Source organism: Bacillus sp. FSL R7-0646 (assembly GCF_037969865.1).
In the GTDB taxonomy this organism is placed as follows: Bacteria; Bacillota; Bacilli; order Bacillales; family Bacillaceae; genus Bacillus; species Bacillus licheniformis.
Map to the genome: position 1 here is coordinate 2514914 of NZ_CP150217.1, position 15322 is coordinate 2530235.

The 15322-nt window shown below is 44.5% G+C and carries 19 protein-coding genes and 1 riboswitch; of the genes, 5 read left to right on the forward strand and 14 right to left on the reverse strand.

Features of this window, described 5'->3' with window-relative positions; all coding sequences use genetic code 11:
* Positions 1 to 320: 320 nt before the first annotated feature.
* Genes gcvPB through gcvT form a run of 3 tightly spaced genes read right to left on the reverse strand, consistent with a single transcriptional unit; the run spans position 321 to position 4242 of the window.
* On the reverse strand, positions 321 to 1778 hold the full coding sequence (gene gcvPB, locus MKY62_RS13020) for an aminomethyl-transferring glycine dehydrogenase subunit GcvPB (RefSeq protein ID WP_003183434.1): 1458 nt from the start codon (positions 1776 to 1778) through the stop codon (positions 321 to 323).
* Positions 1771 to 3117 (reverse strand): aminomethyl-transferring glycine dehydrogenase subunit GcvPA, encoded by a 1347-nt coding sequence (gene gcvPA, locus MKY62_RS13025; protein ID WP_003183435.1) that lies wholly within the window; start codon positions 3115 to 3117, stop codon positions 1771 to 1773. Before gcvPA ends, gcvPB begins: the two co-directional genes overlap by 8 nt.
* A gap of 30 nt (positions 3118 to 3147) precedes the next feature.
* The gene (gcvT, locus tag MKY62_RS13030; RefSeq protein WP_003183436.1) at positions 3148 to 4242 is read right to left on the reverse strand and encodes a glycine cleavage system aminomethyltransferase GcvT; all 1095 of its coding nucleotides are present in this window, start codon (positions 4240 to 4242) and stop codon (positions 3148 to 3150) included.
* Positions 4243 to 4486: 244 nt separating this feature from the next.
* A riboswitch (glycine riboswitch) is annotated at positions 4487 to 4591 on the reverse strand.
* A gap of 243 nt (positions 4592 to 4834) precedes the next feature.
* Here gcvT and MKY62_RS13035 point away from each other — a divergent pair.
* The 4 genes from MKY62_RS13035 to MKY62_RS13050 all read left to right on the forward strand — a co-directional run bounded on the left by MKY62_RS13035 (position 4835) and on the right by MKY62_RS13050 (position 8051).
* Positions 4835 to 6514, forward strand: a complete 1680-nt coding sequence (locus MKY62_RS13035) for an SNF2-related protein (protein WP_003183439.1) — start codon at positions 4835 to 4837, stop codon at positions 6512 to 6514.
* 6 nt (positions 6515 to 6520) lie between these two features.
* Positions 6521 to 7315 (forward strand): YqhG family protein, encoded by a 795-nt coding sequence (locus MKY62_RS13040; protein ID WP_003183441.1) that lies wholly within the window; start codon positions 6521 to 6523, stop codon positions 7313 to 7315.
* A 190-nt stretch (positions 7316 to 7505) separates the two neighbouring features.
* Positions 7506 to 7682, forward strand: coding sequence for an anti-repressor SinI family protein (locus MKY62_RS13045; RefSeq protein ID WP_003183444.1), 177 nt, complete (start codon positions 7506 to 7508; stop codon positions 7680 to 7682).
* A 33-nt stretch (positions 7683 to 7715) separates the two neighbouring features.
* Positions 7716 to 8051, forward strand: coding sequence for a helix-turn-helix domain-containing protein (locus MKY62_RS13050; protein ID WP_025804940.1), 336 nt, complete (start codon positions 7716 to 7718; stop codon positions 8049 to 8051).
* 104 nt (positions 8052 to 8155) lie between these two features.
* Here the strand turns inward: MKY62_RS13050 and MKY62_RS13055 are convergent, their stop codons facing one another.
* From MKY62_RS13055 to tapA, 3 genes are all read right to left on the reverse strand, one after another.
* Positions 8156 to 8950 (reverse strand): TasA family protein, encoded by a 795-nt coding sequence (locus tag MKY62_RS13055; protein ID WP_003183447.1) that lies wholly within the window; start codon positions 8948 to 8950, stop codon positions 8156 to 8158.
* A gap of 73 nt (positions 8951 to 9023) precedes the next feature.
* Positions 9024 to 9608, reverse strand: a complete 585-nt coding sequence (locus MKY62_RS13060; protein ID WP_003183449.1) for a signal peptidase I — start codon at positions 9606 to 9608, stop codon at positions 9024 to 9026.
* The gene (gene tapA, locus MKY62_RS13065; RefSeq protein ID WP_003183451.1) at positions 9605 to 10333 is read right to left on the reverse strand and encodes an amyloid fiber anchoring/assembly protein TapA; all 729 of its coding nucleotides are present in this window, start codon (positions 10331 to 10333) and stop codon (positions 9605 to 9607) included. Before tapA ends, MKY62_RS13060 begins: the two co-directional genes overlap by 4 nt.
* A gap of 309 nt (positions 10334 to 10642) precedes the next feature.
* Here tapA and MKY62_RS13070 point away from each other — a divergent pair, with 309 nt between their 5' ends.
* The gene (locus tag MKY62_RS13070; protein ID WP_223307118.1) at positions 10643 to 10930 is read left to right on the forward strand and encodes a YqzG/YhdC family protein; all 288 of its coding nucleotides are present in this window, start codon (positions 10643 to 10645) and stop codon (positions 10928 to 10930) included.
* A 23-nt stretch (positions 10931 to 10953) separates the two neighbouring features.
* Here the strand turns inward: MKY62_RS13070 and MKY62_RS13075 are convergent, their stop codons facing one another.
* The 8 genes from MKY62_RS13075 to comGA form a co-directional block, all read right to left on the reverse strand.
* Positions 10954 to 11136 carry a YqzE family protein gene (locus tag MKY62_RS13075; RefSeq protein ID WP_003183456.1) on the reverse strand — a complete coding sequence of 61 codons (183 nt, stop codon included), beginning with the start codon at positions 11134 to 11136 and terminating at the stop codon, positions 10954 to 10956.
* A gap of 88 nt (positions 11137 to 11224) precedes the next feature.
* Complete coding sequence (gene comGG, locus MKY62_RS13080; protein WP_003183459.1) at positions 11225 to 11590, reverse strand: competence type IV pilus minor pilin ComGG; 366 nt, start codon at positions 11588 to 11590, stop codon at positions 11225 to 11227.
* A 12-nt stretch (positions 11591 to 11602) separates the two neighbouring features.
* A complete protein-coding gene (comGF, locus tag MKY62_RS13085) occupies positions 11603 to 12091 on the reverse strand; it encodes a competence type IV pilus minor pilin ComGF (protein WP_011201694.1) in 489 nt (162 codons plus the stop codon).
* Positions 12000 to 12347: a competence type IV pilus minor pilin ComGE gene (gene comGE, locus MKY62_RS13090; RefSeq protein WP_009327907.1), complete on the reverse strand. Its 348-nt coding sequence runs from the start codon at positions 12345 to 12347 to the stop codon at positions 12000 to 12002. Before comGE ends, comGF begins: the two co-directional genes overlap by 92 nt.
* Positions 12331 to 12768, reverse strand: a complete 438-nt coding sequence (gene comGD, locus MKY62_RS13095) for a competence type IV pilus minor pilin ComGD (RefSeq protein ID WP_009327905.1) — start codon at positions 12766 to 12768, stop codon at positions 12331 to 12333. The genes comGE and comGD overlap by 17 nt, the downstream gene beginning before the upstream one ends.
* 5 nt (positions 12769 to 12773) lie before the next feature.
* Positions 12774 to 13067, reverse strand: coding sequence for a competence type IV pilus major pilin ComGC (gene comGC / locus MKY62_RS13100; RefSeq protein WP_003183466.1), 294 nt, complete (start codon positions 13065 to 13067; stop codon positions 12774 to 12776).
* A gap of 13 nt (positions 13068 to 13080) precedes the next feature.
* Positions 13081 to 14115, reverse strand: a complete 1035-nt coding sequence (gene comGB / locus MKY62_RS13105; RefSeq protein WP_011198115.1) for a competence type IV pilus assembly protein ComGB — start codon at positions 14113 to 14115, stop codon at positions 13081 to 13083.
* The gene (comGA, locus tag MKY62_RS13110; RefSeq protein WP_003183477.1) at positions 14105 to 15169 is read right to left on the reverse strand and encodes a competence type IV pilus ATPase ComGA; all 1065 of its coding nucleotides are present in this window, start codon (positions 15167 to 15169) and stop codon (positions 14105 to 14107) included. The genes comGB and comGA overlap by 11 nt, the downstream gene beginning before the upstream one ends.
* Positions 15170 to 15322 lie beyond the last annotated feature (153 nt).

Below are 15322 nucleotides of genomic sequence, written 5' to 3' on the forward strand. Positions count from 1 at the left end.
ATGTAACATATGAGACAAACGGCATATTCGCTATCATTTTGTATCATACCTTCATATTCATCGTTGTCACTCTCCACCCTTGCGAATCCTTCTAAATGCTCCATAATCCTCTTCTTTCAAGGTGAATTAAACCATTATCTCACTAGAAAACATTGAAACTATCGCGTTTTGCAAAGTAATTTTTATTTTTACTTTTAAATTTGATGAATTTACTATTTAATACGGGAGACATCCTTCTCATTCAATCAGTAAATCGCTTACATAAAGATATTATTTTTCACATAAAAAAAACCGGCGAAATCGATCCGCCGGCTTTCTTATCATTTTTCATAGCGCAGCACGGGCTTCCGCGCAGCTTTTGTTTCATCCATGCGTTTCACAACGGTTGTATGCGGTGCTTCCTGAACGACTTCAGGCGTTTCCTCCGCTTCTTTTGCGATCTGGATCATCGTATCGATAAACGCATCGAGCGTTTCTTTCGACTCTGTTTCTGTCGGTTCAATCATGATGCATTCCTCGACATTGAGCGGGAAATAGATGGTCGGCGGATGGAAGCCGAAGTCCAAAAGGCGCTTTGCAATGTCAAGCGTTCTGACTCCCAGCTTTTTCTGGCGCCTTCCCGACAGCACAAATTCGTGCTTGGAGTGTCGGTCAAACGGCAGATCGTAGTAAGGAGCAAGCTTTCTCATCATATAATTCGCATTTAAAACGGCGTTTTCCGTCACTTCTTTGAGCCCGTCCGGCCCCATTGAACGAATGTACGTATATGCCCTCACATTGATCCCGAAGTTTCCGTAGTAAGGTTTCACCCTGCCGATCGAATGCGGACGGTCATGGTCAAAAGTATAGCGTCCGTCTTTTTTCACAAGCACCGGCTTCGGCAAATACGGTATCAATTCCTTCTTAACGCCGACAGGACCTGACCCAGGTCCTCCGCCTCCGTGCGGTCCCGTAAAGGTTTTGTGAAGATTCAAATGGACGACGTCGAATCCCATGTCACCCGGCCTTGCTTTGCTGAGTACGGCGTTGAGGTTCGCTCCGTCATAGTACAGCTTTCCTCCGGCACTATGGACGATTTCAGCCATTTCTAAAATATTTTCCTCAAAAAGGCCGAGCGTATTTGGATTGGTCAGCATTAACGCGGCAGTTTCTTCGTCTACGACACGCTTTAAATCTTCCAGATCAACAAGGCCGTCGTCATTCGATTTGACGGTGACCGTTTCAAATCCGGCAACAGTCGCAGACGCCGGATTTGTACCGTGGGCCGAATCAGGAACAATAACCTTCGTCCTTTTATGATCGCCGTTTGCCTCATGGAACGCGCGGATCATCATCAGCCCGGTCCACTCGCCGTGCGCGCCGGCAGCCGGCTGAAGGGTGACCTCATCCATTCCTGTGATCTCTTCCAAATGCTCGCTCAAGTCGTACAAAAGTTCCAGCGCACCCTGCACGGTCGCTTCATCCTGGAGCGGATGGATCGCAGAAAATCCAGGGATTCTCGCGATTTTTTCGTTAATCTTCGGATTGTACTTCATCGTGCACGAACCGAGCGGATAAAATCCCGAATCCACTCCGTGGTTGCGCCTAGATAAAGCCGTATAATGGCGCATAATATCAAGCTCGGACACTTCGGGGAGATCTGCCGGTTCGTCTCTGATATACGCTTCGTCAATGACGTCTGTCACATCTGTTTCAGGGACGTCAAGCTCAGGAAGGCTGTAGCCGACCCGCCCTTCTTTTGATACTTCAAAAATAAGCGATTGATCCTGATTATTCATGGCAATCCCCCAATTCATTCATGAGTGTATCGATTTCCTCTTTTGTTCTGAGCTCTGTCACGGCGATCAGCATGTGCCGTTTTAAATCCGGATATGAAGCGCCGAGATCGTAGCCTCCGATAATATTTTTCTCAAGCAGGCGTTCATTCGCTTTTTCGACAGGTTCATTGAGTCTGATGACAAACTCGTTGAACATCGGCCCCTCAAACGCGACTTCAAGACCGGCCCGTTTAGCTGCTTCTTTTGCGTAAGCCGCTTTTTGCAGGTTCTGCCATGCGATTTCCTTGACGCCTTTTTTTCCGAGCGCCGTCATGGCGACTGACGCAGCAAGCGCGTTGAGCGCCTGGTTGGAGCATATATTTGATGTTGCTTTATCCCGTCTGATATGCTGCTCGCGGGCCTGCAGGGTGAGAACGAATCCCCTTTTCCCGTTTTCATCTTCCGTCTGACCGACTAGACGGCCAGGCACTTTTCTCATCAATTTTTTCGTGACGGCAAAGAATCCGCAGTGCGGACCGCCGAAAGCAGCAGGGATTCCGAACGGCTGGGCATCTCCGACAACGATGTCAGCGCCCAACGCCCCGGGCGGTGTTAAAAGCCCGAGAGCCAGCGGATTGGCGGAAACGATGAACATGCTTTTCCCTTTATGGGCGATCGGTTTAATGTCTTTCAGCGGCTCAATTCGCCCGAAAAAGTTGGGATATTGGACGATCACTGCTGCTGTATCTTCGCAGACGGCTTCATCAAGAGCCTCAAGATCCGCTGTTCCGTTTTTGGAAGGGACTTCTACCACATCGATGTACTGTCCTTTCGCATACGTTTTTAGAACCTCGCGCGATTCGGGATGGACGGTTTCCGAAACGACGATTTTTTTCTTTTTTGTATGTCCTGAAGCAAGCATTGCCGCTTCGGCTAACGCCGTTCCTCCGTCATACATCGACGAGTTGCTGATATCCATGCCCGTCAGCTCGCAAATCATCGTTTGAAATTCGAAAATCGCCTGGAGCTCCCCTTGAGAAATTTCTGGCTGATACGGTGTGTAGGCCGTGTAAAATTCCGACCGCGAAATCACGTGATCCACGATGACGGGCTGGTAATGATCGTATACGCCCGCTCCCAAAAAAGAGGCGTACGTCACTGTATCTTTATTTTTAGCCGCGAGTTTCGTCAGCTCTTTTGTAAGCTCCGTCTCGGACTTTGCCTTTTTAATTTGGTATTCCCCTTTAAATCTGACGCTTTCGGGTATATCGGAGAATAGCTCGTCGATTCTCTCGACTCCAATTGCCTCAAGCATCTCCTTTTTATCCTGATCTGTAGCTGGCAGGTAACGGTGCTTCATCTTCAGTCTCCTTTCAAGGTCTTGGCAAACTTACGGCTGCCGTTTGTAAAATGGGGTTTTCACGATTTTGGCTTTCAAACGTTTATTTCTGATCTCCACTTCAACTACGGTGTCGAGGGCGCAGGCTTCTTTTTTCAGCAATGCGAGGCCGACGTTTTTCTTTAAAGTCGGCGACTGTGTGCCGGTTGTCACCTCGCCTGCTTGTTCGCCTTGATAATAGACGGCGTATCCGTGTCTTGGAATGCCTTTATCGATCATTTCAAGGCCAACCAGCTTTCTGTCCGCTCCATGTTCCTTTTGGCTTGCCAGGACGGCTTTTCCGATGAAATCCGAGGCTTTGTTCGTTTTGACGGCAAATCCGATGCCGGCTTCGATCGGCGTAATGTCTTTTGAGAGCTCCTGTCCGTAAAGCGGCAGCTTCGCTTCAAACCTCAGCGTATCCCGAGCCCCGAGGCCGCACGGCACCAATCCCGAATCCTTGCCCGTTTCAAGGAGCAGCTTCCAAATGCAGGCTGCATCTTCATTCCGGCAGTAAATCTCAAAGCCGTCCTCTCCCGTGTATCCCGTTCTGGACACAAGCGCCTGCACGCTGCCAACCGCTGCATCATCCCGGAACATAAACGGCTTTAATTCTGCAAGGTCATGATCTGCGACCTGTTTTAAAATTGCTTCGGCCTTCGGCCCTTGAAGGGCAAGGAGCGCAATCTCGTCAGATACGTTTCGAACCGACACGTCACCCTTTATATGCTTGTTCATCCAATCGACGTCCTTGTCGATATTGGCTGCGTTAATGACGAGCATATAGACATTGGCCGCTTTTTTATAGACGAGGAGATCGTCGATCGTTCCGCCGTCTTCATAGCACATAGCCGTATACTGGGCGCCGCCTTCTTTCAGCGTCGAAACATCGTTTGTCAACAGCTTTTGCAAGAACGGAAGGCTGTCCGTTCCTGTGATTTCGACCTCTCCCATGTGTGAGACGTCAAAAAGCCCCGCTTTCGTCCTGACGGCTTCGTGCTCCTCTTTAATAGAAGAAAATTGGACTGGCAGTTCCCAGCCGCCAAAATCAATCGTTTTCCCGCCATATTCCTTATAAAGGTCAAATAAAGGCGTACGTTTAAGCATTCTGCTTCCCCCTTCGCTTTTCAAACTAAAAACAAGTTTGCCAATCATCAGAAAACAAGAAAGATTTCAACATCAACAGGATGGCTGCGCCGCTTTATACGGCACAAAAAAGGACAGAGAAGCCCCTTTGTCAGTTTGGAGGCTCTCTGTCCTGGCACCTGAAAGTTTACTTTGCATCAAAAGCAAAGATGTCCCCTTTGGTGGTTTGCAAAACATAATATGATACAAACTCTCTCCAGAGTTGCGTCAAGCAAGAGTTCTTTTGCCTGAGAGATTCACTGTTTCCCCAGCTTGCTCCTTCGGCGCCGCTTTTAGGTTTCCCTCTGCCGGTCTCTCCCCTTGCCGTCATTCGCTCATATTCATTTCTTTTCATGGACATACTATATAAAGCTTACGATTTTTTTACTGATGATCTACAAATATCCTACCATCATCACAACGATTGGGCAACAGAAAAAACCATTAACAATTTATTATTTCAGAATAAGAACGTTCGTGTTTTGTTTATTTCTTAGTAAAATCCGTTTTTTTCACGCAAGATTTCCTTTTAAAAAAGAACATTTGAATCTCAGAAGAGAAAGGCGGCATGACGATGAGACCAGACATTCATTTCGACAACGAATGGCCGGAACAGTTCAAAAAGCATCTTGATGAAGACGGCCCGTGGGCGAATTGGGAGCTTTACCAGCTTTCCTGTGAAGTGCAGAAAAGGCTTGCGATTCCGACGTTTGAAGGCTTGCAGGCCCCATACCACCTCCCCGGCTTCACACCGCTTCCCCACCAGCTCGAAGTCGCCCGGAAGGTGGTCGAACAGATGAACGGAAAAGCCATCTTGGCGGATGAAGTGGGCCTCGGCAAAACAGTCGAGGCGGGGCTGATATTAAAAGAATACATGATTCGCGGGCTGGCCAAGAAAATATTAATCCTTGTCCCCGCCTCGCTCGTCTCGCAATGGGTAAAGGAACTTCGGGAAAAGTTTTTAATTCCGGCCGTTGAACAGAAAAAAAGCTATGTATGGGAGCAATGCGATGTTGTCGTCTCCTCCCTTGACACGGCAAAGCGGTCGCCGCACAGAGAGACGGTTTTGTCGATCCAGTACGATGTGGTGATTATTGATGAAGCTCACAAACTGAAAAACAATAAAACAAAAAATTACGAGTTTGTCCGCAGCTTAAAGAAAAAATACTGTCTGATGCTGACGGCGACGCCGATCCAAAACAAGATCGACGAAATATTTAATCTCGTCTCCCTGCTAAAACCCGGACACTTGGGAAATGAAAGCAACTTCAACAAAGATTATACAAAACAGATCAATTCAGCTGAAGCACACGAGCGCTTGAAGTCCCTTATCAATAAAGTCATGATCAGAAACAGGCGGCATGATACCGGCATCACCTGGACAAAGCGTCATGTCGAAACCGTGCCTATTTCCTTTTCGCCTACAGAACAGGCTTTGTATGACGAGATTAAAAAGCTGAAGACAAATCATCAGCATTCATCAAGCATGTTCTCAATCATGACATTGGAGCGCGAATGCTGTTCAAGCAGGGAGGCTGTCTATATGACGCTGAAAAACATGCTTGACCGAAAGGACCGCGAAGCGCCGGTAATCTCTGAACCTGTCATCCACCATTTGATCGAAAAGGTCAACGAGGTCGCACAAAATTCAAAAGCGCTGAAAGTCGTTGAACTCATTCAAGAACTCGATGACAAAGTCATCATCTTTACCGAATACAGGGCGACGCAGATTTATCTGCAATGGTTCCTCCAGCAGAACGGCATCAGTTCCGTACCGTTCAGAGGCGGATTTAAAAGAGGAAAGAAAGACTGGATGAAAGATTTGTTCAGGGGCAAAGTGCAAGTTCTGATCGCGACTGAAGCAGGCGGCGAAGGAATCAACCTTCAATTTTGCAATAAAATCATCAACTATGACCTTCCGTGGAACCCGATGCGCCTCGAACAAAGAATCGGCAGGATTCACCGGCTCGGCCAGGAACGCGATGTCTACATTTACAATATGGCAACAAAGCATACCGTAGAAGAACATATTTTAAAGCTTCTTTATGAAAAGATTCATTTGTTCGAAAAAGTCGTCGGAGACTTGGATGATATTTTAACAAAAATCGAGGTCGGCAATTTTGAAGAGCACCTCCACGATATTCTTTTTTACTCTGCGACAGACGAGGAAATGAAAATCAAAATGGAAAACTTAACCTCTTTCATCTCTTACGGAAATGAAGACGTTTCAAACCATACACAGATAGGAGGCTAAATTCAAATGCGTCAGGAAGAAATCTACCTGTTTTTAGAACGTTTTTTCACCGCAAACGGCTGCACGATCACCGACAAAAGTCCAGGCCACATGACCGTGCAGCTGACGGTTGAGGTCGATAAACAAATCATGAACAGGCCGTTTTACTGGCACTGGCTTGAAAAGACGGGAGGAGAGCCGAATCCGATGAAAATCACGCTGATCACGAATGAAGACGAGGCCCCTTCCGATATCGAAGGGGAGTTTATTCATTTTGGATCACCAAGACTTTTTCAAATTTTCCAGGCAGTGCAAAAAAACGGCAAATTTATTCGCCTTTATGAGAAAATCCGTTCCGAAGGGGCTCATATCCCTCTGGAACCTTGGCTCGGCATGAATGTGACGATCTCGTACCAGTCCGACATGAAAAAAGATAAGCTTCTGTCCCTTGGCCTTCACTTAATCAGCGGCCAGCTGACCGAATCGTTTCAAGAGCAAATGGAAGCACGCGAGCTTTCCTCACAGATCTCTGACTACTGTTATACGATGTCGCCGTTGATTAAGCCGGAAAGCGGCATAAAACGGCTTGAGCGCTATATCGAACAGGCGGCCAGAAGCGAACCGCTTGATTGGGCTGAAGCTTCCCTGAAACGTTGGAATAACGACCTGGCACTCTTAAACCAATTTTACGAGGATACTGAAGAAAAACCGGAGGAATACGAAATTGAGAAAAAGGCCCTCCAAACGCTTTACGAGCCTAAAATCGATATTAAAGTTCAAAACGGGGGATTATTTTATCTGCGTAAAAAAAATTCAGGATAATTTTTCCAATTCGACATCGTTCTTGTTTTTATTCAGAGAGCTGGAATTATAATAGAACTAAAGAGAAAAGAGAAACTTTCGTAACAGCATTTGGACAAGCTTGGAAAAGTGTTGAGCCTTGAGGTTTATCTTTGTTTATCACAACATGGTTGTCTGAAATACATAATCAAGTATTTTGGGGGGGAAATGTATGAATAAAGATAAAAATGAGAAAGAAGAATTGGATGAGGAGTGGACAGACTTGATTAAACACGCTCTTGAACAAGGCATTAGTCCAGAGGAAATACGTATTTTTCTCAATTTGGGAAAGAAGTCTTCAAATCCTTCCACATCAATTGAAAGAAGTCATTCAATAAATCCTTTCTGAATGTGCTATAATATCGAAAGGAAGGTGATGACATTGATTGGCCAGCGTATTAAACAATATCGAAAAGAAAAAGGCTACTCACTATCTGAACTAGCTGAAAAGGCTGGGGTAGCGAAGTCTTATTTAAGTTCAATAGAAAGAAACTTGCAAACAAACCCCTCCATTCAATTTCTAGAAAAAGTCTCCGCTGTTCTGGACGTCTCGGTTCATACCCTGCTCGATGAGAAAGATGAAACCGAATACGATGGTCAATTAGATAGTGAATGGGAAAATCTAGTTCGTGACGCTATGGCATCAGGGGTTTCTAAAAAACAATTTCGAGAATTTTTAGATTATCAAAAGTGGAAGAGAAGACAGGAAAAGGAGTAAGGGAAACACATCTTACTCCCTTTGGCATTTTTTACGCTGAATAAGCCGATTCCTCATGAACATAAAAAAACGGATCATAAAGATCCGTTTTTTAAATTGCACCATTATTTATCTTCACTGTGCGCTCTTTCGTTCTCTTTCACATAACCTTTTTCATCGGCATGTTTTTTGCCGTCGATTGTCAAGCCGTTCCATTGAGTAGCTTCGAATGAGAAGTCAAGCTGTACAGAATCACCTTGATATTTGTTCTGTACCATTCTGCCGCTGGCGTCTGTTGTTTTGTCATTTACAAACTCAATCACCAATTGAACTTTATCAAAGTCATATGGGTCTTTCGGAATGCCGTCGTATTCAGGCGCAGTTTTTCCGTTGATTGTCGCTACATTGATTTTGCCATTGTCATGCAGGAACTCTGGCTCAATGGCTTTCTTCACTTTTTCATATGCGTTCTTATCTTTTTTCGCGGACATATTGTACAGATCATAAAGGTTGGCTTCATCTAAAATGATGTTTTTAGGATAGCCGTTACCGCCTTCAACTCCGACAGTCAGAACGCTGACTTTAAATTGTTTCAGGAAGTCTTCCGCTGTGCTTTTTCCGCCGTTTTTCGCGTTTCCGTCAACGAAATTGCTGTAGCCAACCTGCATCAGCACTTCTTTAATCGCAAGTGATCCGTCATTTTTGAACTCGAAATCTTTAGTGAATTTGTCGCCTGGTTTTAAGTTGGACAAGTTCACTCTTGCAGATGTATCTTTCGCATTTAAGTCAAGCGTACCTGCTGCATAAGTTGCTTGAGTTGTTTCGATGTCGTTAAACGCAGCCCAAGTTCCTCCTCCTACTAATGCCAGTCCAAGCGCAGCAGACGCAACGCCTAATCCTAGTTTTTTCTTTGTACCCATTGATAACTCCTCCTTTTATAATTAAGAAAATCTGTATTTATGGAGACCTGAATGTTCAGGTGACCAACGAAGATTACATGGAAACTGATTGATCTTTTCCAGCGGCTTCAATTGCTTTAGCTTTTTGGTCAATCTCTCTTAAAGCCGCGGATACAGTAATTACTGCATAAAGAATCAACAAGAGTCCCGGCACGATCAGCAAAATGGCTGTGCCGATCGGTTTACTTGCAAAGTCCAGCAAATACCCGGCATACGGAACCGTAATGCCCGAATACTTAGCGACAACATTTTCCGCCAGTACCGGATCGGAATCAGGGTTTTGGTTATTGTCACCCTTTGTCTTGAACATGAGATTTGATTTATTTTTTGTTATACCGATAATTCGGTGGGTAACCATGGTGTTTTCGTCTTGCATGAATGTAATGATATCTCCCTTTTTCAAAGACCCGGGATTTTCAACTTTTTGAACGGCAATCACAGAACCTGTTTTAAACTCCGGCTCCATCGATCCGGATAAAACCGTTTTCAATTGATAGCCGAAGAGCTGCGGCTCCCCGCCGGACGACTTTGTCGAAATCACGACGATGACCGCGGCGATGATGATTGTGAAAATAATCACATATAAGAAATTGCTGATCCATTTCATCACATGTTTCATGACGCTTCCCCGCTTTCTAATGAATTATCTTCTTTTCTATTTTCTTTATCTACGGATTCACTGTCCTTTGGTGTTTCCTCTATATCCTGCTCAGACTTTTGCGTTGTTTGAGTCTGTTCAGTTTGCTTTGGTTTTGCTGAAGCTTTTTTAGGAGGCTTCGGTGTTTCTTCTTTGCAGTCTTGAAGCTCCATTACATTTGACCAAATGAAAGGTTTGCCCTTTTTAACATCTGGATGGCCTTCAGGTCTGATCAATTTAAAAGCGTATAGCCCTCCTTTTGCTGCCCGCTTTGACTCTATCCGGTAGATGCTGCTTTCGGCTTCTTTTTTGAACACGCCTTTATCGATCACAGTCCCGTCCTCTAGCGGCTTTTTGGAATGACCGAGTTTATGAAGCTCCCACTTCCATTCAGAGTCGGCGATTTGACTGCCGCGGTTTTTATATTCTGCAAACAATGTCAGCGGTGCACAGACCGTTCCTTTCGTCTTCGTCTGCTTTTGAAGCTTCAAATCGCTCCCGTCCCACTGCTTCTCATCTTGAGGAAAAGTTGAGGCCGCTTTCATTGTCATGCTGTATGTTTCCACATCATGAAATGATGCGTTTGTATGCTGTGACAGCTGACTCCCCAATCCAATTAACAGGTATATGATCAGCAGCGTTTGAAAAACGATAATGTTTTTTCCGGCTCTTTTTCGGCATCTCCTAGTTCGAGATAATCGGAACATGACTACCCTCCTAGCGAGTATGTAATGGCTTTTGTTTCCGTTCGTTTTAAAGAACTTTATAGTTAGAGTATAAAGAACAAGTGTGCCGTTTGAAAACTGTCAAAAAAGTCGATTAAGTTCGTTCTAAAGAACATTTTCGTTTAATTCCTCAAAAAACCTCTCAAATTCTCATCTTTTTGAAAAGTTTGTAGTTCTTTATAGTGTACACAATTTCTTCTTAATTTTTGTATAAACACTGTTGACAAGGAAAAAATAGGATAGAAAGGATGATGACCCGTGCTGAAAAATGTCATATTATGTTCTTTTTTACTGCTTTCTAGCATTGGGCCGCTCAATGCCCATGCGGCAGCTTACGAAACAGCCCGCATGTCTAAGTGGGAAGAAAAAGCGGTTGAGGAAGCAAAAAAGAGATATCCGGAAGCAGAAGTGCGCCTCACGAAAAAAGTATGGGATCGAAAGCGGGCCGATGAAGCGGTCAAACAATACCATGTCACATTGAGTGAAGGAAATAAAAATTTCGGAGTGTTTGTCACAATTTCATTTGAACCTGCGACACACAAAATTAACAAAGTCGTCGTTGTGGAAGAATATAAATAAGCCGCATTGCAGTGCAAAGCGGCTTATTTATGCTTTTTAAAAAACATGATACAGCCAAGGGGAAGAATGCCGAACCATTGATATATCCTGGACGGCGGCTTTAATTCTTTACGTTTTTCTTTCATTTCTTTTCTTTCCTGCTTAGGCGTGTCCATATATTTTACGAGCTGTTCCGTCATATATTTAACATAATCGTTCGTTTTCATCGCATCACCTCTTGGGGAGTTCTGTCAGTTGAAGTGTTGTCATCCGAATCTTTTTTTATACATTCTTCATGATTTGGACACACAATTTTTAATATTCCTTCCACTGCGTGATTTTTTGATTTCTTAAATCATATTGAAATTGAGCGCTTGTTTCTGTGCCGGAAGCTGTCGTTACCTGAATCTGGACTCGTGTGAGCTGCTGATGAGCCGGGCTGACAGAATACGATATCAAGCCATGCTGTTTTTGAACTTTTTCTTTTGTCTCTTCGTGAATATGGGACAAGGCATGGAGAATTCCATTTTGGAGAAGGTTTTGCTGAATGTGAAATTCTTTTGTTTGCTGTGCAAACGTTCGCTGATTCGTTAATAAAGCGGCTGAGTGACTCGCGCAGAGCATGCAAATCACAGCTGCGAAAACAGCAGCGGGATAAATGAATCCTTTTGAATTTTTCACGTGATCACCCTTTTACATATGATAGAGCGGAATAGACGTGCGGTATGATTTGCCGCTTAGACTTGTCGCTTCAAGGATCAGCAGGTGATTTTCAATCATAAACCTCATTTTTTTGACATGCTGTAATAGAGGCACATGACCTTTTCCATTGACCCTTTTTCGAATAACTGTCTGATATTGCTCATAGCGAACGGTGTCACCTTGGCGGTTTGTCATCGCTAGTGACTGATGATCACCGGCACTTCTTATGTCAATCGAATTCCTAGACTCCTTCAATATTTGCTCGGCAGTAATCGTCCATTCACGGGGGTGAATATCCGAACCGTTTCTTTCCGGGGATAAAAACAGATGAAATATCGAGGCCATCGTACCTGCAACGAACATGTGCACCATTAAGGAAAACATTATATTAAGAAGGGTATATCCCCTTTGCCCGCAAAATGGTGAAACAGTGCCTTTGGCTGTCTCTTTTTTTAATAGAGATGCATACTTCATAATCATCTCCCTTCTCCTTCCATTCAATAAAGTAAGATGTATTCCGGTAAAGCACAGCTTCTTTAGCCTGGAACCGTCCGGTCAGCGTGTAGCGGCTGATCTTTTCCTCCAATATGCGATATGTCTCTTCTTCTTTTTCGGACGCTTCGCGCTGCAATGACAGCTGATGAAGCATAGGGATCAATAACATGGTGATCATTACCCATATGCCGAATGCGGAAACAGCTTCAACCGTTGTAAAGCCTTTATTTTTTTTGAACATTAATCTTTCCGCTTCCTAAATAGATCGTCAGTATAAAAGAGGCATGCTGTGTATCGATCACGATCTTTCCCCCTTGATTCGGAACACCGCTTGGATTAAAAGTAAGAATTGGTTTGAGCGTCGACTTTTTGATTGCGATATTGCAGCTGTATGTCCTGACCAGTTCAGGCGATGAGCCTTCGTCCGAATGCTTCATGATATAGCGGCAGCCGGCAAAGTCAAACTGCACCTTAACCGTCGTATGGCGGACGAGAGCCGTCTGCTGAGCGTAAAGCAAATCCTCTTCAAGCTGTGAGACAAAGTGCTGAACGATTCTTTTTTCATAAATGGGAGGCAGTAGAGCAAAGAGAAGAGAGAACATAATAGAACCGATCATCAATACAGTTAAACTTTCCAAAAGCGTAAATCCTTTTTGATTCATAACCGTCAATCAGCCTGTGCTTTGCCGTTTGAAATTTTAATTGCTTTCCCATTCGGACACTTTAAGTTCTTTTTTATGTAACCTTCAGATTCAAGCTCCGCCCTGTTCGGCGTTTTCCCGTCATGATCCATCTGATAGGCCGTGATCTGCGCTTGAACCATATTGATTAATCCTTCGCATCCTTTCTTTTGGATGCTTTGGTTATGCTTGGTCACATTCGGAATGGTGATCAACAGCAGGATGGAGATAACGAGCATGACGACTAACATTTCTATCAGTGTAAATCCCTTTTCATTCACAGTTCCGTCCTCCTTATAGCTGGTTCATCATTTGATACATTGGCAAAAGCATGGACAAATAAAGAATTAATATCATCGCCGCGGTTAGCCCGTAAATCAATGGCTGGATCAGGCCTGTCCATTTTTCGGCCTTTCTTTCAAGCCGCTCAATCAAAAACTGACTATATGAATACAGCTCTCTGTATAAGTGCCCATTTAGTTGGCCGTGTGCAACAGCCTTTGCTAAATCATTTTCATAAAACGGATGTCCGGCCAGCATCTGCTCCAGACTCTCCCCCTGTTTCAGCCGCTCGATCAAGCGCTTCGCTTCATTTTTATGAAATCGTAAAAACGGCTGGCTTTCAAATGCTTTTAAACTGTCATATACAGACAGACCCGCTTGCAAAAGATTGCTCAGCTGGAGCGATAAAAAATAGCTGTTGAATAGTTTGAAGGTTTGGCCCAGCAAGGGAATTGTAATGAGAAAGGCCATTTTGTCTTCTGGAGGTTTATGGCGGAATGAACACAGATAATAGAGGGATAGAGCTGCGGCAACCAGCGGCAGTCCCGCGAAAAAAAGATAAAAGTGATCGAAAACATAAAAGATGAGAGTCGTTGCAAAAGACGTTTCAACGTTCATCGATTCATAGATGGCGGAAAATTGCGGAACTATTGCTGATTTCATAATAGAGATGATGACGCAGACCGTTAAAACTAAAAACAAGGGGTATCTGGCGGCTTTCTTTAATTTTTCGCTTTGAGCGATCTTGCGGTGAAGCAGCTCTCCGCTCTGCCTAAAGGCAAATGGCAAATTCCCGTGCTGTTCGGCAAAGTAAACAATGGTGACAGCATCCTTGTGAAAGGAAATCATTTCAAGAACTTGAAACACAGGACACCCTTCTGTCAGCTTCTCCATCGCAAATGTCAGATCCGCTCTTCGTCTTTCATTCAATTGCAATTTCAGCATACTTAAAGCATCCAAAATCGTATAGCCACTCTGCATCATGTCTCCTAGTTTTTTCAGAAGGTCCGCCTGTTCCCGGACAGGCCACTTCATTTTAATCTTCATGGCCTATCCAGCGTTCATAAGTTTTCGACGGCAGATATCCGAGTGCTATTCCCTTGCGGATCAGCATTTTTAAGGTGTCTGTTTTGATGCCACCGCATCTGCCTTTTGCTTCTTCGATGCAGAGATTAAGGCTTTTTCCGTACAAAAGTTCAAAGACGCTTGCTCTTCTAACTGGTCTCGACAATCTGCAATACAAAGTGCAGCTGTCGCCGCAAAACGGACAGACGATATCGACAAGACGCTGGGCGCTGACTGCGACCAATGTTTGTTCAATTTCTGTCATATCAACGCCGAGCTCGAGCAGCCTGTATATCGCACCTTTAGCATTTTTCGCATGCATGCTCGATAGAACAAGGTGTCCCGTCAAAGCTGCCCTGACTGCGATTTGGGCTGTTTCGGCATCGCGAATTTCCCCTAGGATGATCATGTCCGGATCGTGGCGCAGCACCGCCTTCAACCCCGCAGAATAAGTCATGCCCGCTTTTTCGTTCACTTGTACTTGCAAAATGTTTTCGCTTCTTGATTCGACCGGGTCTTCCAACGTAATGATATTTCGCTTAAAATGCCGCTTGGCGTAGTCAATTAAAGAATAGAGTGTTGTCGTTTTTCCCGAGCCTGTCGGGCCGGTGAAAAGCATTAATCCGTGGGAATGCTTCAGAAAAGACAGCAGCTTGAATGTTGCACTCGGGAACAATGAGAGCTTTGTGAGCGGCTTGCTGCTCATCTTGGGAAGAAGCCTGATGACCAAGCTTTCATCATGGATGGTGGGCAGAGTGGACATCCTTAAATGAACGGGCTCACGGTTGATATAAAGAGTTAAAGCCCCGCTTTGCGGCAGCCGTCTCTCGCCAATGTCCATCGAAGAAAGAAATTTAAAGTGAGAAATGAGTCTAGAGCACTCATTTCTCGTTAATCCGTCTTTTTGAAACAGTTCGTCATCAATCCTGAAGCGTACCACCGCCTCTTTTTCACCGGGAACAATATGAATGTCTGACGCCTTCATTCTATATGCCTCGTCAATTAATCTTCCGCTTAATGATTCGATCGTGTACAAACCATTGCGCCTCCTTTCTAAGCGCAGTTTATACGAAAACCATCGGAAGCATCAAATCCATAAAAAGCGCAAATCAAGCCGAATACGTAACAAAAACGGAATCTCCGAATACCGATTTGACTATTTTATTCGACTTCAAGCCGCTGAAATAGA

Coding starts and splice junctions, on each gene's coding strand:
- MKY62_RS13045 (WP_003183444.1), top strand. CDS start 7,506: ATGAATAAAGATAAAAATGAGAAAGAAGAATTGGATGAGGAGTGGACA.
- comGE (WP_009327907.1), bottom strand. CDS start 12,347: ATGTTCAAAAAAAATAAAGGCTTTACAACGGTTGAAGCTGTTTCCGCA.
- MKY62_RS13055 (WP_003183447.1), bottom strand. CDS start 8,950: ATGGGTACAAAGAAAAAACTAGGATTAGGCGTTGCGTCTGCTGCGCTT.
- MKY62_RS13060 (WP_003183449.1), bottom strand. CDS start 9,608: ATGAAACATGTGATGAAATGGATCAGCAATTTCTTATATGTGATTATT.
- tapA (WP_003183451.1), bottom strand. CDS start 10,333: ATGTTCCGATTATCTCGAACTAGGAGATGCCGAAAAAGAGCCGGAAAA.
- comGF (WP_011201694.1), bottom strand. CDS start 12,091: ATGATTATGAAGTATGCATCTCTATTAAAAAAAGAGACAGCCAAAGGC.
- MKY62_RS13035 (WP_003183439.1), top strand. CDS start 4,835: ATGAGACCAGACATTCATTTCGACAACGAATGGCCGGAACAGTTCAAA.
- comGB (WP_011198115.1), bottom strand. CDS start 14,115: ATGAAGATTAAAATGAAGTGGCCTGTCCGGGAACAGGCGGACCTTCTG.
- MKY62_RS13075 (WP_003183456.1), bottom strand. CDS start 11,136: ATGAAAACGAACGATTATGTTAAATATATGACGGAACAGCTCGTAAAA.
- gcvPB (WP_003183434.1), bottom strand. CDS start 1,778: ATGAATAATCAGGATCAATCGCTTATTTTTGAAGTATCAAAAGAAGGG.
- gcvPA (WP_003183435.1), bottom strand. CDS start 3,117: ATGAAGCACCGTTACCTGCCAGCTACAGATCAGGATAAAAAGGAGATG.
- comGD (WP_009327905.1), bottom strand. CDS start 12,768: ATGAATCAAAAAGGATTTACGCTTTTGGAAAGTTTAACTGTATTGATG.
- MKY62_RS13040 (WP_003183441.1), top strand. CDS start 6,521: ATGCGTCAGGAAGAAATCTACCTGTTTTTAGAACGTTTTTTCACCGCA.
- gcvT (WP_003183436.1), bottom strand. CDS start 4,242: ATGCTTAAACGTACGCCTTTATTTGACCTTTATAAGGAATATGGCGGG.